The organism is Mesorhizobium sp. M8A.F.Ca.ET.165.01.1.1 (genome assembly GCF_004792065.1).
Taxonomy (GTDB): domain Bacteria; phylum Pseudomonadota; class Alphaproteobacteria; order Rhizobiales; family Rhizobiaceae; genus Mesorhizobium.
In genome coordinates, this window is the sequence record NZ_SRTH01000029.1 from 1 (window position 1) to 25,309 (window position 25,309).

19 protein-coding genes and 2 pseudogenes are annotated in these 25,309 nt (G+C 57.2%); 2 read left to right on the plus strand and 19 right to left on the minus strand.

The features are described 5' to 3' along the window. A pseudogene (locus EN808_RS33990) lies at positions 1–132 on the plus strand (IS481 family transposase); the annotation flags it as partial. Between the two features lie 175 nt (positions 133–307). Here the strand turns inward: EN808_RS33990 and EN808_RS33995 are convergent. The 13 genes from EN808_RS33995 to EN808_RS34055 all read right to left on the minus strand — a co-directional run bounded on the left by EN808_RS33995 (position 308) and on the right by EN808_RS34055 (position 16,553). After that, positions 308–1,045: a LuxR family transcriptional regulator gene (locus EN808_RS33995; RefSeq protein ID WP_082826574.1), complete on the minus strand. Its 738-nt coding sequence runs from the start codon at positions 1,043–1,045 to the stop codon at positions 308–310. A gap of 870 nt (positions 1,046–1,915) precedes the next feature. Beyond that, positions 1,916–3,322 carry an aminotransferase gene (locus EN808_RS34000; RefSeq protein ID WP_063169303.1) on the minus strand — a complete coding sequence of 469 codons (1,407 nt, stop codon included), beginning with the start codon at positions 3,320–3,322 and terminating at the stop codon, positions 1,916–1,918. A gap of 239 nt (positions 3,323–3,561) precedes the next feature. Further along, a complete protein-coding gene (locus EN808_RS36595) occupies positions 3,562–3,738 on the minus strand; it encodes a hypothetical protein (protein ID WP_164781893.1) in 177 nt (58 codons plus the stop codon). A 676-nt stretch (positions 3,739–4,414) separates the two neighbouring features. Further along, positions 4,415–4,921 (minus strand): TIR domain-containing protein, encoded by a 507-nt coding sequence (locus tag EN808_RS34005; RefSeq protein WP_126080675.1) that lies wholly within the window; start codon positions 4,919–4,921, stop codon positions 4,415–4,417. Positions 4,922–4,930: 9 nt separating this feature from the next. Beyond that, entirely contained in the window at positions 4,931–5,791 is an 861-nt protein-coding gene (locus EN808_RS34010) for a DUF4231 domain-containing protein (RefSeq protein WP_126087045.1), read from the minus strand. Between the two features lie 1,413 nt (positions 5,792–7,204). Continuing rightward, the gene (locus EN808_RS34020; protein WP_126080672.1) at positions 7,205–7,702 is read right to left on the minus strand and encodes an Lrp/AsnC family transcriptional regulator; all 498 of its coding nucleotides are present in this window, start codon (positions 7,700–7,702) and stop codon (positions 7,205–7,207) included. Between the two features lie 502 nt (positions 7,703–8,204). Further along, on the minus strand, positions 8,205–9,749 hold the full coding sequence (locus tag EN808_RS34025) for a fumarate hydratase (protein WP_126080671.1): 1,545 nt from the start codon (positions 9,747–9,749) through the stop codon (positions 8,205–8,207). 6 nt (positions 9,750–9,755) lie between these two features. Beyond that, positions 9,756–11,189 (minus strand): NAD-dependent succinate-semialdehyde dehydrogenase, encoded by a 1,434-nt coding sequence (locus tag EN808_RS34030; protein ID WP_126087044.1) that lies wholly within the window; start codon positions 11,187–11,189, stop codon positions 9,756–9,758. 195 nt (positions 11,190–11,384) lie between these two features. Further along, positions 11,385–12,311 (minus strand): LysR family transcriptional regulator, encoded by a 927-nt coding sequence (locus EN808_RS34035; protein WP_126080670.1) that lies wholly within the window; start codon positions 12,309–12,311, stop codon positions 11,385–11,387. Positions 12,312–12,444: 133 nt separating this feature from the next. After that, a complete protein-coding gene (locus EN808_RS34040) occupies positions 12,445–13,356 on the minus strand; it encodes a CoA ester lyase (protein ID WP_126080669.1) in 912 nt (303 codons plus the stop codon). Between the two features lie 136 nt (positions 13,357–13,492). Further along, on the minus strand, positions 13,493–14,644 hold the full coding sequence (locus EN808_RS34045; RefSeq protein WP_126080668.1) for a CaiB/BaiF CoA-transferase family protein: 1,152 nt from the start codon (positions 14,642–14,644) through the stop codon (positions 13,493–13,495). 15 nt (positions 14,645–14,659) lie between these two features. Beyond that, positions 14,660–15,913: a methylaspartate ammonia-lyase gene (locus EN808_RS34050; RefSeq protein ID WP_126080667.1), complete on the minus strand. Its 1,254-nt coding sequence runs from the start codon at positions 15,911–15,913 to the stop codon at positions 14,660–14,662. A gap of 223 nt (positions 15,914–16,136) precedes the next feature. After that, positions 16,137–16,553 (minus strand): GNAT family N-acetyltransferase, encoded by a 417-nt coding sequence (locus tag EN808_RS34055; RefSeq protein ID WP_126080666.1) that lies wholly within the window; start codon positions 16,551–16,553, stop codon positions 16,137–16,139. Between the two features lie 377 nt (positions 16,554–16,930). Here EN808_RS34055 and alr point away from each other — a divergent pair, with 377 nt between their 5' ends. Beyond that, the gene (gene alr / locus EN808_RS34060; RefSeq protein ID WP_126080665.1) at positions 16,931–18,100 is read left to right on the plus strand and encodes an alanine racemase; all 1,170 of its coding nucleotides are present in this window, start codon (positions 16,931–16,933) and stop codon (positions 18,098–18,100) included. Positions 18,101–18,202: 102 nt separating this feature from the next. Here the strand turns inward: alr and EN808_RS34065 are convergent. The 6 genes and pseudogenes from EN808_RS34065 to EN808_RS34090 all read right to left on the minus strand — a co-directional run bounded on the left by EN808_RS34065 (position 18,203) and on the right by EN808_RS34090 (position 25,308). Then, positions 18,203–18,939: pseudogene (locus tag EN808_RS34065) on the minus strand (IS5 family transposase). 99 nt (positions 18,940–19,038) lie between these two features. Continuing rightward, the gene (locus EN808_RS34070) at positions 19,039–21,135 is read right to left on the minus strand and encodes a S9 family peptidase (RefSeq protein ID WP_126080664.1); all 2,097 of its coding nucleotides are present in this window, start codon (positions 21,133–21,135) and stop codon (positions 19,039–19,041) included. 187 nt (positions 21,136–21,322) lie between these two features. Continuing rightward, a complete protein-coding gene (locus EN808_RS34075; protein WP_126080663.1) occupies positions 21,323–22,384 on the minus strand; it encodes an ABC transporter ATP-binding protein in 1,062 nt (353 codons plus the stop codon). After that, positions 22,377–23,384 carry an ABC transporter ATP-binding protein gene (locus tag EN808_RS34080; RefSeq protein ID WP_126080662.1) on the minus strand — a complete coding sequence of 336 codons (1,008 nt, stop codon included), beginning with the start codon at positions 23,382–23,384 and terminating at the stop codon, positions 22,377–22,379. Before EN808_RS34080 ends, EN808_RS34075 begins: the two co-directional genes overlap by 8 nt. Continuing rightward, entirely contained in the window at positions 23,381–24,313 is a 933-nt protein-coding gene (locus tag EN808_RS34085) for an ABC transporter permease (protein WP_126080661.1), read from the minus strand. The genes EN808_RS34080 and EN808_RS34085 overlap by 4 nt, the downstream gene beginning before the upstream one ends. Next, entirely contained in the window at positions 24,310–25,308 is a 999-nt protein-coding gene (locus EN808_RS34090; protein WP_281013029.1) for an ABC transporter permease, read from the minus strand. The genes EN808_RS34085 and EN808_RS34090 overlap by 4 nt, the downstream gene beginning before the upstream one ends. Position 25,309: the final 1 nt, after the last annotated feature.

The following is a 25,309-nucleotide window of genomic DNA, read 5'->3' on the forward strand; positions in this document are numbered from 1 at the left end:
CACCGCGCCGCAGAGTTGCCGGTCTGGCTGCACAGATACAATTGGCACCGTCCCCACGGGAGCCTAAAGTCCAAAACACCTATCAGTCGCCTCGCTCTAACCGAGGACAACCTGTTGAGGCTCCACAACTAGCTCGTCAGCGACGACACACCCGCTCGAGCACCCATAGACTATGATCACCGGCGCGGACTGGAAGAATACGGCTGCATCGCCCGAGCCGGCGGAACAGAAGATCTCGGCATCCAGTCAACGCTCGATACAAAGCGCGCGATCGAATGGCCCGAGCACAAGGGGATCAAAAAGCTTCTCAGACAATTGAGGACCCTTCGGACCCCAAAAGGGCTATAGCCTGATTTTGGGTTCGCACGCCTAGCTTCTTCTTGGCATTGTCCAAATGAAAAGCGATCGTGCGTGGCTTGATACCCAAGATGCGGCCGGTCACCCAGGCTGAATTACCCCGCGCTGCCCACCTCAGGCACTCATATTCGCGGGATGTCAGCGAAACCCCATCCACTGTTCGATCGCTCGGCAATTTGCGGCGAACGCAACGATGAAAGCAGGCCGCCATCAGTTGAAGAGCTTGTTCGTACCGCTCAGCGACCCGAAGAAATACTGGACGAGGCTCATCGGCGGCAAAAGTAACCGCAGCGATGCGGCCGCGGAGATCGACAATTGGGATCGTCAAACCGCAGCAGATGCTGAATTGAGCCGCCTCATCGAATAGCTGCTGTTGAGCCGGCGACATTTTATCGCCTCCCAAATTCGATCCCCAGTGAAACGGGCAGCCGCCATTTCGAGCACGCAAGACCACAGGATCGAGTTTCTCATACTGATTTTCCAGATACTGTCTGGTCCAGCGGGGTGGATAGTTTGAAATTAACCTCGGTTTGCCGGAAGGCCGTGCTGGCAAGGAGAGGTAGGCAAAGAAGATTAGGTCAAGTCGTCCGGCCGCCTCAGCCATGGCATCCCGGAAATCTGCCTCATCGATACTCTGTGACAGTCTTTCAAGGAATGTCTCGAAAACAAGTGGCATGTGCCTCGTCATCGTCGCGCTCGATTCTTCCTCTTTCTGCACGCCTTCCGGCTGCGTCGTGTATGTCCCGACAAACGTGATTGAATTCGCGGGCGTCGCTGGGCTGACCGGGCTCCAGAATGCTGCCACACTTTCGATCTTCGTCGGTCATCCCAATCATGCTGGGCTCACCCGATGGGCGTCTGGCAGACGCCTCATGATCTCAACAGCTCAATCAGAGAATCTCCATGCATTAAATCATGACCGCCCCTGCACCGACCAAATCAGGAGAAATCATCCTGCGCTGACCAAAAGCCATCATTGACCCCAGCTTTTGCAGGAATTTGGGTCGGCATTAGCATAACAATTCGGATAGCCGCTCATCCCCCACCCGGGGCGCCGTGATCCGCAAAGAAGTGTTGCGATGCTTTCTTTTCTTTGATAGGCAAATCGTCTCAACAATATTAAAATGCCTTTCCTTGTGAACGGGGTGGCGTGTGAGTATCGTCCTTCTATATACCTGACGTGATAAAATTCACCGCAATGATTATGGCCCGCTGCAATGATGTAAAGGGCACGTCTAAGCTCAATCTGCATCGGAACGTGCAGATGACCTTTACCAGACCCTCGATCCCGCACGGGCCATAATGATACTGATTACGTGGGTCAAAAAGGGCGCCCTGCCGGCGGGGAGGTACACCCGCAGGGCGCGCCGCACAGAGGTCCTGGTCGTTGGGCAACAGGACAGCGGCGGCAGAACTGATTCGGTTACAAATCGTGACTGAAATAGCCCGGAGCATGCTCAAGATCAGATATCTGGAATTCAACAGTTTTGGGTCTGCTCGGCGCAGTAGCGCGCAGGGACATGCCTGCCTCCGGACTCGCTCCTTCGCGATCGCAAAATCATACGGCACCCTCGGCCTTCAGCGCGCGATAGGTGGTATCGACCGACTTTACCGTCGCGTCGACAATGATGTCGATCTCTTTTCGGGTAATGATCAGGGGGGGGGCATAACCGAGGATGTCGCCATGCGGCATGGCCCGTCCGATGACGCCATTCTCAAACAGAGCAGCTGCAGTGCGCACCCCGACCTGAAGGTCGGGTTCGAATGGTATCCTTTGTTTTGGGTCCCGCATCATCTCCACGGCCGACAGGATACCCACTCCGCGAACTTCACCAACGATGGGATGTCCCGCCAGCTCGGCCTTCATCCGGTCTTGCCAATACGGTCCAACATCGCGGACATGCTCCAGAATATTTTTTTCTTTAAGCAGTCGAATATTGGCGAGCGCGGCTGCGGCACAAAGCGTGTGCCCCGAATATGTCCAGCCGTGGCCGAGTGCGCCGTGCTTCTCAGTTCCTTGTTCCAAAACCGACCAGACACGGTCGCCAATGATTGACCCGGAGATGGGGAGGTAGGCGGAACTCAAACCCTTTGCGATGGTCACGAAATCCGGACGCATGTTATACAGGTGGGAACCGAACTTCTCGCCGGTTCGCGCGAAGCCACAGACCACTTCATCCGCGATTAGAAGGATATCGTATTTGTCGAGCACCGCTTGAATGGACGTCCAGTACCCTTTGGGGGGCGGCACAATACCTCCTGTCCCAAGTACCGGCTCTCCGATAAAAGCTGCAACCGTTTCCGGTCCTTCGGCCAGGATCAAGGCTTCAAGCTCATCGGCACAGCGCCGGGAGAACGCTTCCTCGCTCTCCTCGACACGCGCCTGGCGGTAATAGTGCGGCGTGGTTGTATGGCGCACCAAATCCAGAGGCAGGTCGAAGAAATTGTGAAAGAAGGGAAGGCCAGTTAGGCTACCCGTGACCAATCCAGACCCGTGATAGCCGCGATTTCGCGAGATGATCTTTTTCTTTTCGGGCCGGCCAAGAATGTTATTATAGTACCAGACCAGCTTGATGTTGGTTTCGTTGGCATCGGAACCGGAGAGGCCGAAATAGACCCTTCGCATGTTCTGACCGAAATACTCGACCACGGCCTCTGCCAACAGGGCGACCGGCTCCGTACCTTGGCTGGCATAGACGTGTGCGAACGGCAATTCGTGTGCTTGCCTGGCAATGGCCTCGGCGATCTCCGTGCATCCATATCCCATGTTGACGCAGTAGAGTCCTCCGAAACCGTCGAGGCTCCTTCGGCCTTCGGTGTCCCAGATATAGACGCCTTCCGCACCGGCCATAATCCTATTTGGCGTTTCGCCTCGGCTGTGCTTGGCCAAATGCGTAGAAGGATGGAAGACGAAGCTTCTATCCTTCTCCCGGAGTTGCTCGGTTCCCAGATTGCTCAAGCGCATGTCCCTCTCCTCGCGATAAATTGGCGGAGGGCACTCGGCCAGCCACCTGTTTAGCAAATAGCATACCGGAAACGTCCCTTGAGTTTCTCGGGAATGCAGGTTATTCGCCGTGAAATTCGCGGGATCGGCCCGAATTGCCGTGAAAACTAAGGCGTCACGTTCGCCTTAGCCGAGGGTCGGGGGCGCGTCATGCAAACACGAACAGCTTACGACGCGCATGCGCCCAGCATAGTGCCCGATTAGCGGGCGATATTGACGGATGAATAGCGCTCGGGACGCTGTTCCCGCCGGCCGCGCGAGGCACGATAGAGCGCCGGCGGCCATGTTCCGCCGAACTGCCGGTCATCCCTTACATTCTGACGGTCCGGATCGGTCTTGCCGTTCCCAAGGGTGGTAATGCAGGTGATCAGGGGCAAAGCACATTCGCCTCGATCAGCAGGCAGCGGGTTCCGTGCCGCGGCACAGGCTCCAACCTGGTTGGCCAGCGCTGAGAGGCTGAGGTCGTGCCCTCGCGCATATTGATCGCTTTGGCGGTGCGGCGGCTGGTGCTCGGCAGACTTCTCGAAGGAGCATAGCCAGAAGGTTCGGCCCGGCAAAGACGCGCGGCGAGAGCTCCTTGCCATTGACATCTTGATTCGCAGCCGACCAGCGCCGCCAAGTTCTATCGTGAGCGTGTTGCCTTTCTTGCGATCGCAAATTCGTGGTTGCTGCGCAGGGCGAGCCGAGCTGCGGCTCGCAGGAGGGGGCGAGCCGACAGAATTGCGCGGCCTGAAAAGCTGCCTCCATCAATGCTGGCCGCTCGTGCAGTCTCGAAACGCTGGATCAAGCCTCAAACATCGAACAGCCGCTCCTTTTCCTCGCGAAACCAGCGCCCTCGCGCGACATGATCTTGTCTGACGATCCGACGCTTCGAGCGGGGCTCCTCTAATAGGTTGCACATGACCTGCAGCTTTCAGCCAAACTCAGCAAATCGGACGTCTCTTCTTATCATCGCTCGGCAAGCTCGGAACACGCTGGGGGACGTTGCTAAGGCTAGTCGCCGCCAGCGGATGGCGAGGATGTTTTGGCGGCTAAGTGCTTTTAGGTGGGCGATTATAAGCCGAGATCGCGATAGGTGCTTTCGCCATAGCTCCTGGCGCCATCGCCACGCTGAGCGTTTGAAAGCCGATGAAATTCGCTGGGCCAATTGGCTAGCGCGTGCTTGATGGCCTTCATCTTGAACGGCACGTGCACAACACATTTGTCCCTGATGATAGGCGGACAGCTCGCATCTTGTTGCCGCGAGCCGTTAAGGTTTGCTGCGATTATCGGCAGACCTAGATCAAGGGCCAATTCCATTTCCCAGCGCACGAAGCGAAAAAGGTTTTTCGTTTTCTCACCGATCAGGACAAGTACCTGGCTCGATCCATTCATTCTGTTGCGAAGATTGCGTTTAACATAATCTTCGTCCTGTGCTCGGCTCGTCATATTGTCCAGATCGTGAGCGTTCGCGAATTCAAAACTCACATTCTCGCTGGCATTCCACCCTTTCATAAAGCGGTATGCCCAAGCGTCTTCATCGCCGTCAAATATTACATAGGTCGGATCGCTGTATGCCATTGTTGTCTCTTAGTTGTTTTGACGAGCAACCCACTGGGTGTGCTCCCGTGAGAAAGCCAGTTCGGCTTCGTTCACCGCGGCGGAGAATGCCTCATCCGAGTTGGCGTCCGTAATAAGGTCGGCAGTCAAGCCGATCTCGTGAGCTGTCAACGTGTAAGCCGATGCCAATTCGTTAAATTTCTTGATCTGGGTCCACCCGATAAGCGAGGCGGCGATGACAATTAGCGGCTCGGTCGGCCAGCCAGGCATCGCGGGGTCAGCGATGCGTACTACGATGAACGAGAATCCCAGAGCGTATGCAAAAATACCAAGGCCCATCCAGACTTTCGCGGACCTCTTGTTCGAGCGCGCCTTCTTCTCGTACCACTTCCGCTGGTCGCAGATTCGTCTCTGCAGATATATGTCTTTTCTTTCTTTTAGCGGGGAGTCCCTTATCGACATCATCTGGTCGGTTGTTTGGGGGGATGCTGAATCGGTGCCGCTCAACGCGCTACCAAGGTGACGATTGCTATCAAGGATACCTTCCATGAGCTTTCGAAAATCAGCTCTGGCGTCAGCGGCGCGCGCGTCATCGAACGGCTGTGCTCGCATCGCGAAGCGCCAAGTCAATGTCTTCACCGACTCTGCAAGAGCTCGAGCCTGATACCAGACCTGCTCGGGCTTTGTGACCGACCGGAAAATGAGGACTCCCATTGAGCAAAGAAATACCGCAGCATAGACACCGAAATAGGCTTTTGATGGCGACAAGTCCAAAGAGAGCACCGACGCTAAAAAAAGAAGAACGTACTCTGCCCGGATCAGGCGGAGAAACGTCGCCTGCTGCTCGTTGGATGCCACGTCGGCGCTATTATAGAGTCCAGGATATTTCATTTTTGAAGCACACCAGTCTATTTTGTGGCGGTAAATTCTTTAAGCCAGGATTTGGCAAACGTGAGGTTAGCAGTCGAGCTTACAGAGCCTATTCTTGAGCGAGGCGCGGTCCCTCTGTTCATAAACAGGAATGCAGGTCCTGTCCCATCAATGTAAGGGTATAGGCCCAAAAATTCTTGCCCGGAGAATGTTTCCGAAGAATTTTTTGCCACGGGCAGAACCGCTACCGCGGTCCGAAACCCATCGAAAAAGCCAAGCTCCCAAGGCATCCATCTGGATTCTGGAGAATTGTTTGAATGCACATAGATTAGCGTCTTTGACTGCCTCATACGGGTCCGCAGCAACTCGGCGGTGGCCGAGGAGACCTTTGTGCGGTCCAGTTGTGAATCTTCGACCCAATCTACGTAAGCAGTGAACCCAAGCTCCTCGAAAATTCGCTTCACACCGAGAATGATCTCTGCGTCCTTGAAAGAATGTGACAGAAAAACGTCGAATGAAGATCTGGCTGTAGCTGCGGCCGTCTCTTCCTTTAGAACGATCGATGCGGCTCTATGTCCTCGACTGGCATTCGCAACTCTTTTCAGCTCTGCCTCGGTCAGTAGCACTATTCAAATCCCCCATGATCTGTTCGCAATCTATGAACTTGACGCCCATTCGATTAAGCGACCCTTGTCTTGTGAAAACTGGCACCATGCTCTCCAGCCGGTAGCGCAACCTCCACCTTCTCAAAGACCACGTCGGCTGGCAGGAGTGACCGGCCTTGTCACCCACCTACGCGACCCCGGCACAGCCATGCTCCTCGCTTAGAAGGCTGCGAGACCAGCGATGTCAAACAGGACAGACGATCTCCTAATCTCGATCAGCAACGAACTTACGACGTAAAAACGCGATGGAGCGATCTCCGAATGTCCGCAGGCGTCGAGGGCCGGGTTGGTCGCCAGGGCCGAGCGGGCCAGCTTGCACTCCCGCTACCCGTCGGCTTGCCAAACCCTCGCTGTAGATTTCGCCCCCCCCACACGGATGCGCTGACCGCGACTAAGCTCAATCGCCACTGATCGCCAATCCAGGGCGAAAGTTCCCCCCTTGAAGTAGCGGTAGAGGCATTTTTTCGGCACTTCGCATCTTAGATATGGACGCCTCCTCAACCAGGCACGATCCGGTTTGGCTTCTCGCCGTAACCGTGCTGGCCAAGTGCGTCCGATGGCTGCTTCGATCCGTCTCCTGGAATGATCGGTTCCAGATTGCTCAAGCGCATCGTCCTTCCTCGCCATCAACTGGCGGATAGCGCTCGGCCACCTTTTTCCAGCAATTAGTATACCGCAAATGTCCCTTGAGTTTCGTCGGAATGGGCGCCTTTTGCCGACGAATCTACGGGATCCGTGCCAAACGCCGTTGAAACTTAAACTTTCGCTTTCACCGTTGCCTCAGGGCGGACAAAGGTATCGGTGAATTGGACTTCACTGGTTTCGTGACGACAAGGCTATAGTATTGATCAATCCCCAAGCCTGCCTGCAGCAGTCCCTCCATGAAATCCTGATAGGCGGCCATAGAACGAGATGCGACCCGCATCAAATAATCCACGCGCCCCCCAATTGCCCAGCAGTCCAGGATTTCCGGAATCTCTTGGATTGCAGTTTCGAAGACTCGTTGGTCCTCAAGACGATGGCGATCCAGCACGACTTCTACCATCACAAAGATCATGCCGCCGACGAGTGCAGGACTCAGTCGCGCATAAAATCCCTCAATAATTCCTGCGGCCTTGAGTGCTCGGAGCCGCTCCGAACAGGCCGACGCCGAAAGATGAACTCGTTTTGCAAGCTCACTTTTTGAAATCCGACCGTCTGCCTGAATCTCGGAGAGAATCCGGACGTCCCAACTGTCGAGTTGCACGGGATCGGGTTTCGACTTCATAACCTGTTGCTCTCAAGCAGCGATCGACAGCGCGCCGTGTGCCGATCAATTCTATTATCATTGAAACGACCGAATGTAGCAGTGGAAGGCATCCGTTCCAGGCCCGAGATGTGCTAGAATGGGTATGAAAATCAGCTAAGGAGAGCGATCCGCTGAGAAAAGCTGCAGAAGTAATTTGGCTATCGCCCCAGCGCCTAACGGGCAATGGTGCAGCTGGAGAGGAAGTCGGCGGCGGCAGAGACCTTCTGATAAATAAAATAGATAACCCATTTTCTTGAATCCCCGCTACCGTACTTGATAGACGCGCGACTGCATTCGAGCCTCGATCGCGTGGACGGCATACTCAATGCAGTATTCAGTGGCACATTCAGCTATTGGGGTGAATTGAAGGCCTTGCTCGTCCGGCTCGCCGAGGCGCAAGGCACCGCAAATGCCGCTCGTCGTACGGCGTGCCCAACAATTTGACGCTGGTGTCTGGCCGAAATCGCCTAACTGGGAAGATTCAAACGCCGATGTTGCGTGCGATGCTGTCGGCCGCCATACGCCTACGCCACTCGAGAGGCCCGGAATTGTGAATGGAGTTTCCCTCAACATCGACGGCCATGATAACAGGCATGTCCTGCACATCGAATTCATAGATGGCTTCCATGCCCAGGTCTTCAAAGGCAACGATCCGCGCCTTCTTAATCGATTTTGAAATCAGGTACGCAGCGCCACCCACTGCAGCAAGATAGGGCGTTTTGTGTCTTATAATCGACTCGATGGCCGCCGGTCCCCTTTCCGCTTTGCCGATCATCGCAAAAAGGCCGGTTTCGGCGAGCACCTTGTCCGTAAAATCGTCCAAGCGGCTGGAGGTTGTTGGACCGGCGGGTCCAACGACCTCATTCCTCACTGCCCGGACGGGACCGACATAGTAGATCACGCGTCCCGTCAGATCGACCGGAAGCGGCTTGCCGGCATCGATCAGCTCGACCATTCGTTTGTGGGCAGCGTCACGGCCCGTCAGCATCTTTCCAGACAGCAGGAGCGTTTCACCGCAGCGCCACGATGCCGTCTCTTCCTTCGTCAGCGTATCTAAATTGACCCGCCGGACGCCGGCTGGGTTCAATTCGTCGGCTCCGATGTCGGGCCATTCGCGCAAATCGGGCGGCTGGAGCCTGATGGGTCCAGAGCCGTCCAAAGTAAACTTCAGGTGCCGGTTGGCGGCGCATTGCGGGATGAGCGCCACAGGCTTGGACGCCGCATGAGTAGGATAGGTCGCAACCTTGACGTCAACGACTGTCGTCAGACCACCAAGCCCTTGGGCGCCGATGCCAAGCGCGTTGATCCGCTCATAAAGCTCAATCCGCAGTCCCTCTTCCGGGCTTGACGCCCCCCTTGCGATTAGTTCCGCCATATCGATGGGCTCGTTCATGGCTTCCTTGGCCAGCAGCATCGCCTTTTCAGCGCTACCACCGATACCAACAGAGATCAGCCCAGGCGGACACCATCCGCTGCCCAGGGTCGAAACGGTATTGACCACCCAGTCGGAAACGGAGGCGCTGGGATTAAGGGTGGTAAAACGTGCCTTGTTCTCGGACCCGCCGCCTTTTGCGGCGATAGTGATCTCAATCTGGTCACCTTGCACCAAGTTGACATGGACAACTGCCGGCGTGTTGTCGCGGGTGTTGACCCGTCTAGCGAGGGGATCCGCAACGATCGATGCCCGAAGGGGATTGTCCGGATCGAGATAGGCTTGACGTACGCCCTCATTCACAAGATCAGCGAAACTGGCTGTTGACTTAATGCGGGCATCCATGCCGACCTTTGCGAAGACAACCACAAGTCCGGTGTCCTGACAGATCGGGCGCCGCCCAAAGGCCGCCATGCGGGAGTTCAGCAGAATCTGACCTATGGCATTCTTCGCCGACGGGCTCTGTTCTCGCGTGTATGCGTGAGAAAGAGACCGGATATAATCTGGAGGATGATAGTACGAGATGTACTGAAGGGCGTCGGCGACGCTCCTTGTGATGTCGCGACCTGCGATGGTCCGTGTTCTGTTTCCCACCGGATTTTATCCAAACGAACCGAGGCCATTGACCATTTTCAAAATCTGGAAGCTTCGCACCCCCTGCTCGCCGCCTTCATATCCATAGCCGCTTTGCTTGACGCCCCCATAAGGCGCATCCGCGGAAACCCCTTTCAGGTAATTCACACTAACTGCGCCCGCAGAGAGACCATTGATAAGCTTCTGTTGCGTATCGGCCGCGCCAGTAAACAAGTAGGCGGCCAGACCGTACTCGGTGGCGTTGGCTTCCTCGATCGCCTCTTCGATCGTATCGAAAGGCGCCACGGTGAGAATCGGTCCGAACGGCTCTTCATGAAGCACTCTCGCTTGCTTCGGTACGCCCGTCAGGATGGTTGGCGGCCAGTAAAACCCCGGTCGGTCAAGGGGGATGCCACCGGTCTCGATGCGGGCGCCGCCTTCTACCGCATCCTTGGTCAGGCGCTGCATGGCCTCTATTCGCCGCGCGTTTGCCATTGGCCCCATTTGCGTTGCAGGGTCATCCGGTGGTCCGATCCTGATTCTTCGGACCGCCTCCGTCATCCGGAACAGGAGTTCCTCATAGCGGGACCGGGCGACAAGAATCCTGCTGGGCGCATTACAGCTCTGGCCCGCGCACTCGAATTTGTATTCCGAAATAGCCGGTATCGCCCTTGCCAGATCCGCATCTTCGCACACAATAACCGGGGAATGTCCACCGAGCTCAAGGATGCAACGCTGCAGATTATTCGCGGCCAGCGTGGCTAGCTGTTTTCCAACAGCCGTCGACCCCGTGAACGTCAAGACTTTCACAATTGGCGAACTGAGCAGATGCCGCGATATATGCACAGGAACACCGAACACCAGGTTGACCACGCCTTCTGGTATCCCTGCTTGACGCAAAGATTCCACGATATGGACAGCCACACTTGGCGTCTCCTCGGCCCCTTTGAGGATCACCGGGCAGCCTGCCGCCAGCGCGGGGGCGAGCTTGCGGGCGATAAGAACGGCCGGATAGTTCCATGGCGTAAATGCAGCGACGACACCGAGCGGCTCGGGGGCTATCATCCTGTTCGAGCCCAACGGAATCGGGGCCGACAACTCATCGGCATGCCGGCCATTCCATTCCAGCGTTTCGACTGCGCGCGCGTATTCTCCTGTCGCTTCGGCAATCGTCTTTCCCTGTTCGGACGACAGGTCCCTGGCTGCGGCGCCAGCTTTCTCTGCCAGAATGCTGGCGGCAGAGACGAGGATCTCGCCACGCTCTTTGGCGGGTCGTGAGGACCACGCCTTGCGGCTGCGTTCTGCCGAGGCAAGAGCTTCATCCAAGTCTGAAACCGTAGCCGAGGCCACTGAGGCAAATACCTTCTCCGTCGCCGGGTTGATCACCGGCAAAGTGGCTCGGCTACCACCGGCTCGCCATTTGCCATTAATGAAGAGCTCGTAGCTCTTGGCGTCGGACATCACGGGCTCCACTTGACTGAATTCTTGCATACGAGCGCAGTTTCGATATCGAAACTGCTGAACTCGCTTGAGCCAGTTTCATCGCGATGGTCGCGGCGGGTCAAATATCGAATATTGCCGAAATCCATCTGGAATCCAGATCGGGCTGGTCCTTATGGCCGCAAAAGATCATGCCCAGCTTTACAGGTTAGTTTGTCAGGTCGCCTCAGGCGCCACCGCCGCCCAGTCCCGGATTTCAATCAATTTTCTGGCGACCTTCGGAATGAGCTTGCAGACCGCAGAAACGGCCGCAGAACGCTCATCTTTGGGATTTACAGCGAGCACCACGGACCGAGTAATCACCGGATCGACGATCTTGACAGTCCGGACCAGCCCTTGGGAGGCTTCTTTCTGAACCGCAGACGGGGCGAGAATAGAATGCGCTTTTCCCTCTACGACCATGTTGATGATCGTTGAGAGGGAGTCCACTTCAAACCTGACGTCCAGCGCGCAACCGTGTTGTGCGACGACATCAGCCACCGAACGCCTGACATTGTTGTTGCGCATGGGAACCGCCAGGGGGAATTCATGCAGGTCGACCAGCGATATCGCATCTTCAAACGGTGGCTCGCCGGACGGAACCACCAGACAAAGGTCTTCGCGCGCTAGCACCGTCATTCGCCCCACACTGTCTGCTGTGCGGTACAGAACCGCCAGATTGAAGCGTCCAGCCGCCATCCATTCCTCTAGCGGTCCCGTCATACCCTCGACCATCTTGAGGGACACCTTGGGCAGTTCGTGTCTCACCGCCTCAAGCAGCGGACCGCTCAGGACGCGAGCAGCTCCAGACGGAATCCCAATAGTCACCTCCCCGGCAGGGGAAGCGGCTGTGTTGGTCAATTCCACCTCGGTAAGTCGAATTTCTTTGAGAATTGCCCGCGCCCGCTCGAGCAGTTTGGCTCCTGACGCCGTCACGCTCACGCCGGTTCTGTCGCGTATCAGCAGCTGAGTGCCGAAGCCTTCCTCCAATTGGCGTACATGCAGACTCAGCGCACTCTGGGCGACATTCAGAAAGCCAGCGGCCTTCGTGAAACTGCCTGCTTCGACCACGCCGACGAAGTATCTTAACTGCCTGATTTCCACGGGTACTCTTCCGAGGGCGGACTGCAATTGACGCAATCTATCTTAAAATGTGATGGCACGACAGCAATAATTGTGCCGAGCTGCTGACGCTTGCTGTCGTCGTCCCAGTCTTGTTGATCAACCCGCTGAGGACTCAAACGGCCAACTCGGCGCCCGGATCCGTCGCGATGATTTCTCGGGCCCTTCGAATAACCGGTGGATCGACCATCTTTCCGTCCAATGCGAACGCGCCTCTGCCTTGCGCCGTCGCATCTTTTTCCGCCGCGAGGACACGACGGGCCCACTCGAGTTCCTGTGGGCTTGGTGAGAAAGCCTCATTGAATATGGCAACCTGATTTGGATGGATCGCCAAAGCCCCGGTAAAGCCAAGCCGCCGCGCATGGGCCGCGGCCTCACGAAGTCTATCATTGTCTGAGAACTCGCTGATACTTCCTATGAAACCAAGCGGTAGCAAGCCAGCGGCGCGAGCGGCAAACAGAACAGAAAGGTTCGGTGTCAAAAGAAGGTCGAGTTCCGGGGCACCGCCAACGGAGGCACTGAAGTCTTCAGGACCCAGCGCCATTGCAACCATCCTGGGATGGGCCGACGCAATGGCTGAGAGACTTTGTAATGCTGCCGGGGTCTCGATCAAGGCAAGGAACCGGATTCGACCCACCGCAAGATTTCTTTCTCGTTCAAGTTCCGATACCGCATTTGCGATCTCTATTACCCACGCTGCCGAATCCGTCTTCGGAAGGACAAGTGCATCAACACCCGCTACTACGGCTGCATCGAGATCGGCCGCCAAGGCACGCAAACCGCGATTCACGCGAACTAAAACATAAGCGCCCCTGCGGCCCACCTTTGCCACGGATGCAGAAAGCTGGCGCCGTGACTCACCTTTTTGATCCTGGGGAACGGAGTCCTCAAGGTCGAGTATGACGCCATCTGCCCCGCGCTCATGAGCCGCCTCCACAAAGCGCGGAACATGAGCGGGAACAAAGAGCAGAGATCTCCAGCGGGGAACAGACATCGGGCTTTCAACGGCCTGAACGGCGTCATTCATGAAGTCGCCTCTGCGGTCGATTCTAGCGTGGGCGCTGTCAGTGAGTTTGCTGGGCGGCCGTGGCACCCAGAGGGGCCAGGACTAGGCATGCACTCTGTGAATCGCGATCGCGCTTCCTTCCCGACAACAGGCACGCTCATGCTGACGCGGCTCTTGCGCGCAAACCTGCTCGAACCTCCTCGCGGACAGCCTCCGTATGCGCACCAAGGCCCGGAACTGGGCGCAGCGAGGGGCGCTCAGAGTTGAAGATCGCCGCCGGGGCGATCGTCTCTACTGTTCCTTCAGGTGTGCCAATCTCAACCCTGCGAACGTGTGGATGCTTTGAAATGTCCGCCACTTCGTTCAGTCGCCCATATGCCAAACCGGCCGCCTCAAGCTCCTGCATCGCTTCGTGGCAGGACAGCTCGGAAAACCGCAGCTCAATTATCTCATCAAGTTGAGGACGGTGGCCGAGGCGCTCCATGTTGTCGGCGAAACCAAGTGCACGCGTGAGCTCAGGCCGCTTCAGGAATTTCTCGCAGAAATTCACCCATTCCCGGTCATTCTGCACGGAAAAGATGACGTCCTTGCCATCGGCGCAGCGATAGGCGCCATAAGGCGCCAGCGAGGGGTGTTTCACGCCCGCGCGTACCGTGTGGTAGCTGCTGTAGTCGTGTTGCAGGACCGGCACGTTCATCCAATCGGCGACGGCATCGAACAGGGACACCTGAATGCTAGCCCCTTCGCCAGTGACCTCGCGATGATACAGCGCCTGAAGTATGGCGCTATGTGCCGTCATGCCTGCCGAGATGTCGCAAACCGACACACCCACACGGGCGGGTCCCTGTTGCGTCCCGGTGATCGCACACAGACCGGTTTCGGCTTGGACGATGAGATCATAGGCCTTGAGGTGAGAAAATGGCCCCCCCTCCCCAAATCCCGAAATGTCGCAGGTGATTAGCCGCGGAAAACGGCGACGCAGATCCGCAGATCCGAAGCCGAGTTTTTCGATGCTGCCTGGCTTCAGATTCTGGATAAAGACGTCAGCAGCAGCAACAAGCGTGTCCAGCACAGCACGGTCCGCCTCCAACCTCAAATCCAAGCATACTGACTCCTTACCCCGGTTGAGCCAAACGAAATAGGCGCTTTGCCCCCGCACCAACTTATCGTATTTCCGGGCAAAGTCTCCCTCAGGCCTCTCAACCTTGATCACCCGGGCGCCTGCATCGGCAAGACGAGACGATGCATACGGTGCAGCAACGGCCTGCTCCACAGCTACGACAGTGATCCCCTCAAGAGAGTTCTGCATGCAACACCGCGCTCTTCATCCAACATTTTCGTTTTGAGCCCGACGACGATTCAGCATCGCAAGCAACCGATTCTGTTCATTGCCCACGATCGAGAATGCCTCGTCGACTCCCATTCCAGGCTTCGCAAGCATCATGTCTGCCTGGGTCGCCATCGATATGTGGACGGAAGCCTGGGCAGAGAGATCTGTCTCGGTACAGCTTCCTCCAACGTACGCGCCTACCTTGTTCTCCTTACACAGGAGCACTGCACGTGCCGTGTCAGCCAATGAGCCGACATCAGGCGTCTTGATTTGAATGAGATGCGCGGCCTTCGCTTCGGCAAAGAGCCGAATATCCTCGAGCGTGTTGCACCTTTCGTCCACGACAATGCGAGCGGTGGAACCCCGGTTGTCCAAAATTGATACGATCTTGGCGTAGTTCTCAATTTGAGCTTGCGTCGAACCAAAATCCGCCGGGGACTCGACATTGAGGGTGAAACCCGGAACAGCGTCGGCGACCCTGCAGATAAAGTCGGCGATGAGTTGCGGCTCCAGGCTGATTTCCTGGCCGATCCAGCCATACACATCGAAATGCAGCACCGGATGATACCCCGGGCGGCCAATTTCGCGCGTCCGCGCCGCAACCCACTTCACGAACTCCATGAAGGCCTGGCCCTCGACGCCGAATTTCTGCCGTGAGTTGATCAGGCCGTGGGGAAGTATATCTACCGCTTTCAAGATCATTTTGTCGACGTTGATTTCGCGAGCATCGCCGCTTTGGCAGTAGATCGGAACCCTGCGAATTGGCAGCGGCAGGTTAAATTCACTGCAAACGACTTCCGCCATCGTGGTACTTTGAAGATGGGCCGAGGCGCGAAGGAGCGCCTGGCTAACGCCATACTCAATCGCGAGAGGTAACCGCTGGTGCTGGAGAGGCTCAAAAACCTTTGCACAGGCATCGAGATAACGAGATACGTCGACATTGAGAAGCCGGGGCACGACTATACGCGAGGTTAACTCCGAGATTTGAGCACTCTCAAACAAAGGATCTCGTCCTCCAGCACCAGAATATTGAACGCTCATCATGTCACCCCAAACCACGGCCCCGTCGGTGAGAGCAAGCCCGATGCTGAGCGAAGATGCCGGAACGCGGATGGACGTGAACCCAATCGCTGTCGCCTCGCCGCTATAGACGAAACCGTCCTGGGGCGCGCCGGCCCTGATGGCACCCTGATCGTCATAGAAAAAAGCGCCATTGCCAGGCGCAAGGAGGACGTCTTTGATCTGCATTTCACTTCGCTCGATTTTCGGACATCGTTGATGGCAGTTGGATTTGCTGCGCCGACTATGCACCACTTGATCTTGAGTTCGCCAACATAATGTCCCGGACGGTCCCATCGCGTTTTCAGATGGCCGGCGTCAGACACATGCACCCCGTATTCCGGCAAGCATTCGACGAACGTCGAATTATTGTATAGGTGGACATTGCAACGTCGTACTCACCTCATTTGGGTTAGCATTCGCGCATTAACCAGAATGCGTCTGAAATGCGCGTCAATCCAATCCCTTCATAGAAGCCGACAGAGTTGGGTGTAGAGATCAAAGCTATGGCCACAGCAGGCCCGAGTTGCCGGCGGGCTTCATACAGGAGGCCCTTGCCGATGCCGAGGCCTTGCGCCGACGCCGATACGGCAAGCTCGGAGACGTAGCAGATCCAGGAAAAGTCAGTAACGCATCGAAGTACTCCGACCAGCTTCCGCCCCGGCCGATGGAGCCGGGCCGTCAGCACCAAGTCGGCTTGGCGGAGCATCGCATGCAGCCGAAGCTCGCCATGGGTCGCCCCGAAGCCGGATTCGGCCAACACGCGGCAGAATTCGGCCGGGTCAAGGTTCGGCTCACTAACGTAAAGGATCTCAGATTGTTCGCTCATGCCAACCCCTTAACAAAAATTGATTGATCTAAGCTTACGCAATACCTTGTATTCGCAGCCGGTGCCGAGATTTTCGCCCTGACTGCGTGAAACCAGCAGTAGCTTGTGGCGGATTTTGGCACGAAGAGCTGCGCAGCAACTGCCCTATCCAGAACACAGCTTACTAGTCAGTTGAACGACTATGCTTTGTCATCTGCGTGCAAGTGCCCTGCCGAAGCGACTGCTTGCGTCTCAGTCCGCTTTAACCAGTGTCTAATCCGTGCTTCGACGGCGCCCCTTTTTAAACGGCAATCTCAGCTCGCGCGCCTACCTAGGATAGTAGGCTGCATCGCGGGGCGGCGAGGTTTATAAAAAACGGGACTGTTGGAGAGCAAAAGATGTTGCCGTTAGTTCGCCCCAGAAATGCTATATTTGAAATCAATCTTGGGGCTATTCAGGCGAACTTCCGGGCCATCACGGCCCTCGTTGGGTTAGGCGTAAGGGTCGCCGCTGTCGTCAAGAGCGACGCCTATGGACTTGGTGTTGTAGAGATTGCAAGGGCGCTTATTCATGTCGGCTGCGATCTGCTCTTCGTCGGCAATCTTGAGGAAGCGCTGCTTCTAAGATCGTCCCATGTAGACGAGGCAATCGCGGTTTTTTGCGATGATTTCGCGAAATTTGGTAGATTCTACCAATCCAATAACCTCATACCGGTTGTGAACAATTGCGCCGAATTGGAAGCCGTTATTGCAACAGGAACGAAGACATATTTTCTTAACGTGGAAACGGGATTTTCCCGCTTTGGGCTCGCCATTGCGGACGTGCGTCGCGCGTATTTTTCTGGTACGTTCGACATGTATCCCCCTTCGGTCGTACTCAGCCATCTAGCGTGCAGCGAAACCGTTGCGGACCCAACTAATGTGTTGCAACGGAACCGCTTCCGGGCGATCTACGATCTGATTAAGCCCACCTGCGGCAGTCTCGCAGCGTCCGCCGGTATCTGGCTAGGTAAATCCTATCATTTCGACATGGTACGGGTGGGCTCAGCCCTGTACGGGCTCAACGATGCTGGCATTCGACCAAATCCGCTGCAAGCGGTTGCAAGGCTCCGAGCGAAAATACTCGACGTGCGCAATGTCGCTAGGCGGGAGGCTGTTGGCTACGGTGCGACATTTCGTACGGGTCGAGCTACCCGCGTAGCGACCGTCGGGATCGGCTACACACATGGCCTTCCATGGGCCTGCGCGAACAAGATATCAGCTCGGTTCGCAGGTTATTCGGCCCCTCTAATCGGAACAATATGCATGGAGAACATGACAATTGATATAACAGATGTTCCAGAAGCGCTTTGTGGGCCAGGTAACTTTGTGGAATTACTGGGAAATGATTTTACCTTAGATGACCTTGCAGAAGCTGTGGGCCTCAGCCCACACGAAGTCTTAACCCGCCTAGGTGCTGGTTGCACAAGACGGTATCTGAATTCTTCCTTGTTACCTACGACCCCTAGGAATAAGGCGTTAGACTTTGATGGCAGCAGCGAGATGAATGATGGCAAGGCACGCCTTTGATTTCGTTATGGCGCTCCCATGGAGAACTTGGTCCATAGGGCATCCTTTGATTCGAAAGATAAGGATGCCCCATCAAAGCCCCGGATCAAACATGTAGCTAGGTCAGGACTCATTGATCCAGAAGATGAAGGCTGCAGCGAAGGCGATAGCCGACAGGAAGGTGTGAGCACATCGGTCGTATCTGGTGTGGATGCGTCGCCAGTCTTTGAGGCGTGCGAACATGTTCTCGATCCTGTGACGTTGCCGGTATCGGACAGGATCATAGCTGTGCTGAACACGATGCTTGGCATGGGGTGGGATGCATGGCCTGATACCGCGCTCGACGAGCGCCTGGCGGAAGGCCGCTGAACTGTAGGCCCGATCGGCCAGCAGGGCGTTGGCGGCGGGCAAATCCTCGATCACGGCCGCAGCAGTCTTGTGATCATTGGTCTGCCCTTCGCTCAGATGCAGCAGCCGCGGACGTCCCTTGGTGGTCAGTCCGCCTCGGCTGCGTCCGATACATCGGGATAGAGTTTTTTAAGGAGGCTGGCGGCAGTGCGGTGCGCTTTGAGATGGGTGGCATCGATCATCAGATTGTCCGTTTCGCCGCCCTGCGCGGCCAGTTCCGCTAGGATGCGGTTGAACACACCCAGCCGACTCCAGCGGATGAAGCGGTTGTAGATGGTCTTGTACGGACCGTAGTCGGAAGGGACATCTCGCCAGCGAAGGCCATTTCGGATCACGAACAGGATGCCGCTCAGCACCCGGCGGTCATCCACACGCGGAACACCATGCGACAAAGGAAAATAGGACTCGATCCGGCGCATCTGCTCCGGCGTCAACATCAGCAAATCACTCAAGGCAGCACCTCCTGCCACCCTGAATCACCAAACAGATATCAACTCAATAGATTATGGGTCCTGACCCTAGCTTTGATTCCGATTGTAACATAGAAATGCCTAATTGCCCGAGCATCGGACCTGGTCTAGAATCCAAGCCATACGAAGTGCTGCTTCTTCGGCTACACTAGGCCCATGTGAAGCGCCGCCGTGGCCACCGACCATACGCATGTGGAAAACAAGACCTGGGTCTCGACCGGCCGTAAAGGAACGTCGCTGGGCAACGTACCGAGCAGGCTGGTAGTAGAGCACCTGGCTGTCGTCGAGCGCGGCGTCGACGTAAGTTGGCGGGCGCGGGCGATCGGCACTGAGGTTGTAGTAAGGATCGTAGCTGCGCAGGTGCCGATATTCGTCGGCTATGTGGGGATCGCCGTACTCCGCTATTTCCGGCAGCGCGTACGGCATCGTGAAGTCCAGCTCGGTATCTATGATGTCGGCGAGCGGAACCTCGGCGAGTACGGCGCGGAACAAGTCGGGCCGCAAGTCGGCCGTGGCAAGCACGGTACCCCCGCCAGCGCTCGCTCCCTCAATGACGATGCCGTCGCCGGTGGCGACCCCCTGCCTAACAAGCGCCTCGACAGCGACGATCAGATCTGTGTGGGTGATACGTTTTCGATCGCGGGTAGCCGCCTCGTGCCACGGACGTCCAAGCTCCCCGCCTCCCCGTACGTGCACGATGCCGAAAGCAACTCCGCGATCGAGCAGGCTCAAACGTTTGGTCATGGATGAGGGCCAAGTGAAAAACGAGGGCCATCTCGGTTTTCCATAACAGCCGTAGACATTCAATAACACCGGCCCTGGGGTGGTTCGATCGCGCCGCGCGACGAGCGAAATTGGTATATCCACCCCGTCTTCCGCCTGCGCCATGACGACCGTCGCCACGTATTGAGCCGGGTCATATCCGGGAACGCGGGCCTGGTACAGGACTGCCGATCGGTCGTCGGCGAGATCATGCTCTACAAACGTGTCGGGCGTCACGAATGAGCTAACCGAGTAGACCAACTTCGAGCTTCGGAACGGATGCCGTGCGACCGAATAGCTACCCCCTGCAGACAAGCCGACCTTAAGAGTGCAGCTCGGCTCGTCGGGAACGATCGTGGCGGCGACCCCCCCGCTTCGGTTATGCGAGACGAGGCGAGGACGAAGGCCCTCTCGTTCCAGGACAACCAGGTGCTGGTCGAGCACGTGGACCTCCTCAAGCGTCACGCCCGCTCGATGCGGGATGACCTCCTCCCAGCACGATGGTGACGGGTCACCTATCGGCGCACACACGAGCCGCCAGTAGGGTCCAGCGTCGTTTACCCGAAACAAGAACCTGTCGCCCCAGTGCTCGGCAAAGACATGGTGGCCAAGATCACGCGCCACAATCCGGCGCCACCCAACGCCCGGCTGGTCGGCAGGAAGGCACCACACCTCCACCGCCCCGGCGTTGTCCATAACGTCCAAAAGCAGCCAGGCGCCGCTATCAGAGCGCCAAATCCGCAAGTTCAGTCGCTCGTCCGCCTCCTCGAACACTACCTCAGAGTGCGAATCGTTGACGTCCAGGCGTATAAGCTCATGGCGTTGCCGCCGCCGGTCCGCCCGCTCCCGCGTGAAAAAGAGCGTGTTGCCGTCCGCGGTCCAAGTAACCATCCCAGCCCGCCTCGAGCCCGTCCAGACGTCATGGCCGGTCTCTATGTCCCGCACCCTAAGCTCGAAGTTCTCGTCCCCGATGACATCGAAGCTGAACGCCACGTAACGCCCGTCGTCACTCGGCTCGAAGACACCGAGCGAATAGAAGATCTCGGCCCCCGGGATCGCGTTCGGGTCGAGAACAAGCTCGGCCGAGCCTCCGGTCACCGGCCGGCGCCACCACGCAGGATGAGACAGGCCCCGCCCGTGTCTTTCGAAGTACTCGAAAGGCCCAACCTGGAAGGTTGGTGGGGCGCCCTCGCAGGTGTGACGCCCTTCGATCTCGGCGATAAGTTCCGCCTTGAGCCCTTCCAGGTGGGCTGTCGCTTGCTGCGCGTAGCTGTTCTCGGCTTCAAGATACGCGCGGACGTCGGGATTCTCCCAGTCCCTGAGCCAGCCATACGAGTCTATCGTGACGTCGCCATGAAGGACCCGGATCCGTGCCTCGGAACGAGGAAGCGGTGGCTGCAGGTGCTTGTCTACCATCACAAGGCCCTCAGGAAAAAAGAGCAAGGAATTGGCGCGGCAGTCCGCGAGCAGACAGTTTGTGCATCAATGTTGCTCCTAGGCGATATAGTGTAAACCGTTTAACGAGCCACGGTGCGTTATTACCAACATCCGTTAATTCCGTTCTGGCAGAATAGCGCTTCGAGTGCCCTATTATTACTTACTGTCAGACGGAACCATGGTCGGCACTTTTCAGGTTGGGTGTCGACAATTCTGCTTTCGCACCTGACGTCGGCAGCCAGCATGCGGACATATGCTGCGGCCCGACTTCGATGGCCGGCGGCTCCTCCTCCTTGCACCGGTCGAAAGCAAGCGGGCAGCGAGGATGGAAACGACAGCCCTTCGGCACGCGTGCGGCGCTTGGAACCTCTCCTTGCAACGCCGGCAGCTCGAAGCGACTTGCGTCGCTGCGAATCTGCGGCGTGGCGTTGCGCAACGCGACCGTATAGGGATGCCGGGGGTTGAATGTGATGTCATCGGCGCTGCCGATCTCGACCAATCTCCCAAGATATAAGACTGCAATCCGGTCGGCGATCAGCCAGGCGAGCGGCAGGTCGTGGGTGATGAACAGTAGCGCCATGTTGTGCTTGGCGCGCAGGTCAACCAGGACCTGAAGAATTTGTGCGCGTATCGATACATCGAGCATCGACACGGGCTCGTCGGCAACGATGAGCTCCGGCTTCACGGCAAGCGCTCCGGCAATCACGACGCGCTGGCGCTGGCCGCCGGAGAGTTCGTGTGGGAAGCGGGCGAAGAAATCACCGGGAGGATTGAGCCCGGCCGCCGAAAGCGCTTCGCTGACCCTTTCTGTGAGTTGAGCATGGTTCTTGACCAGCCGCAGGGAGCGCAACGGCTCTGCCACACTGTCGAACACGGTGTGTCGCGGGTTGAGCGCCTGATAAGCATCCTGAAAGATCATTTGCACGCGTCGCCGGTAGGGACGCAGAGCCGAGAAGCCCTTTGCAGACGTCATATCGCGGCCCTCAAACAGCAACCTGCCTCCTGTGGGCTGGGCTAGCTTGGTGATGACGCGGCCCACTGTCGTCTTGCCGCTTCCGGATTCTCCAACCAGGGCGACGATTTCACCTCGTCCAATGTTGAGGTCGACTCCATCCGCCGCACGCACCGCCCCGGCAGATCGCCCCAGGACCCGGTCGAACAGTCCGCCCTGGATAGGAAAATGGACCTTCAGGCTCTCGAGACTCAGGATGTCGGAGGTGTCAGGCATGAACTGCAACCCTGCCTTCTTGCGAGGAACGGTGAAGGTGACAGGCGACGCGTCCCCACCCGAACTTTTCGAGGCTGGGAACTTCGGTCGTGCAGACCCCCGTTGCTGACGGGCAACGTGGATGGAAGGCGCAGCCTGACGGTCGATTCATTAAGTTGGGAGGATCACCGGGGATAGGGCGAATTATCCGTATGCCGCTCGCCGGGTTGGGGATCGATTCGATCAGCAGGCGAGTGTAGGGATGTTTGGGCTTAGCGAAGATCTCCGCGACGGTTCCATCCTCGACTATCCGGCCGGCGTACATGATCATCACGCGATCACACGACTCAGCGACGACAGACAGGTCGTGGGTGATTAAAATGAGCGCTAGGTTAAGCTGCGATCGCAACTTCCCCAACAGCTTGAGGATCTGAGCCTGTGTGATGACGTCGAGCGCCGTGGTCGGCTCGTCACCGATGATGATCGAGGGGCGACATGCGAGCGCCATGGCAATCATCACTCTTTGACGCATACCGCCCGACAACTCGTGGGGATAGGCAGTGCCGCGATCCGTCGGAATGCCGACGAGTTCTAGAACCTCCCGTGCCCGCGCGGTCGCCTCGGCACGCGACATGCCGAGCTTCAGGATGCATGGCTCGGCGATTTGCTTGATAATGCGGTGAACGGGATTGAGCGCATTCATCGCGCCCTGGAAAACGACGGACGTCTCGGTCCAGCGATGTGGCCGCATCGCCGCATCATTGTCGATCGACAGCAGGTTACCACGATAGCGCACTTGGCCGCCGCTGACCCGTGCATTGGGCGATAGTAGACCAGCGATCGCCATGGCGGTGGTAGTCTTGCCACTGCCCGATTCACCGACGAGGCCAACGGCCTCTCCAGCCTGGAGCGCGAAGCTCACGCGGTCGATCGCTCGCAATGAAACGCCCTTGAGCCGATACTCAACAGAAAGCCCGTCGACTTCCAAAAGCGATGCCTTGTCTTGGGAGAGGTTTGTCATGGGATCACCCTCTGCCGTGGATTGAACGTGTCGTCGAGGGCATTGCCGACCAGGACGAAGCTAAGGGAAACCGCGAGGGCGCACAGCCCGGGGGCGCCGAGGTACCACCAAGCTCCGGTACTGGCCGCACCGGCGCGCTGAGCGAGCGAAAGCAAAGTGCCCCATGAAGGCTGCAATGGGTCGCCAAGCCCGAGGAACGAGAGCGACGTCTCGACATAGATTGCGCCAGCGACGACCAGCGCACCATTCGCTGCGATTTGCGGAACGAGATTGGGGAGGATATGCCGCACCATGATGCTCAAATTGCTGCTGCCCACAACTCGTGCGCGATCAATGAATGTTCGCTCCTTAAGCGATAGTGTCTGACTGCGAACGATACGGGCGACAAACGCCCAGCTTGTTATGCCGATGACGACAAGGATCACGAAGAGGGAAGGACGGAAGCCGAGGATTTCTCTGCCCCGCCCCATTACTTCGAGCACCACGGGTGTGATGACCAGCGCAAGGACGAAGGACGGCATGACGAAAAAGAAATCCGTCAGCCGCATCAGCCAGACGTCAACTCTGCCACCGTAGTAGCCAGCAATGATACCAACCGTAGTGCCGACGACGAGGCTGATGACGGTCGCCAGCAGCGCGATCGTGAGCGATATCCGGGCACCATGGACGACCAGATTGAGCACGTCACGCCCCACCTCATCGGTCCCCAGCAGATGCTGGCTTGATGGTGGAACGAGGAAATCACCAGTTGCGGTGGCTACGGTCTCAAGTGGACCTACGAGGATATTGGGCACAGCAGAGAGGACAAGGAAAAACACCAGACACAACAGGCCGAGCTGAGCCCCGGCGTGACCAAGAAGATTGGATAGAAAGCTCTTGATCGCTCTCGCCCGGCTACGCGAGGAATATCGCACGATACTTTCACTCATTGCCGGATTCGCGGATCAAGAATGCCGTAGGCAAGATCGGCTAGGAGGTTCGCGACAACGATCGATACACCAAGCAACAGGAATATCCCTTGAAGAACTGGGTAGTCCCGCGCGTTGAGCGCTTCGACCGTGAGACCACCAATTCCCGGCCAGGCGAAGACGGCTTCGACGGTGATCGCACCAGCGACCACGTAGCCAAGATTGAGAGTAATCAAGGTCACGAGCGGCAGCATTGCGTTACGAAATGCATGGCGCATCAGCATCTGACCGTTGGTAAGTCCCTTGGCGCGTGCGGTCACCATGTAGTCCTCAGTAACGACGTCACTCATCGCTGCACGCGCGACCACAACGTATTGCCCGATCAGCCCAAGGGCTACCGCGGCGACCGGAAGTGCGAGATGTCGCAAGTAGTCTAGGATCTTATCAGTTGAACCTATGCTAGCGCCGGGTGAATAGATGCCATAACCCGGAAACCACCCCAATGCCGTGCTAAAAATGACTACTAGTACCATAGCAAGCCAGAAAGACGGCGTAGAATAGAGCGCTAGAGATGCTCCCATGGCGATACGGTCGACAGCTCCTCCTCTGCGCCAACCCGCATAGAGCCCAAGCATGACACCGCATAGCATGGCGATTAATTGGGCCAAGCCAACCAGGGCGATGGTGGCCGGCAAGCGCTCCCAAATAAGGTCAGAGACAAGTCTACCCCTGAACTTGAAGCTGTAGCCGAGATCGCCATGTAGAGTTGCCGACAGGTAGTCAAGTATCTGGTCCGGGAAAAGCGGCCGGTCGAGTCCCCAGTTCTGGCGCTGCGCCTCGATCCGTTCAGCGGACACGCTCATCCGAGCACCGCCAAGCAGAAGCGCTGCAGGGTCACCGGGAATGACCCTGAACAGGACGAAGTTCAGTGTGGCCACCATCGAAAGAGTTATGGCCGCCCTGATCAGGACATTCCCAATGCGGCTTGTTCGCCCTTCCTGTGCGTTGCCAGCCACG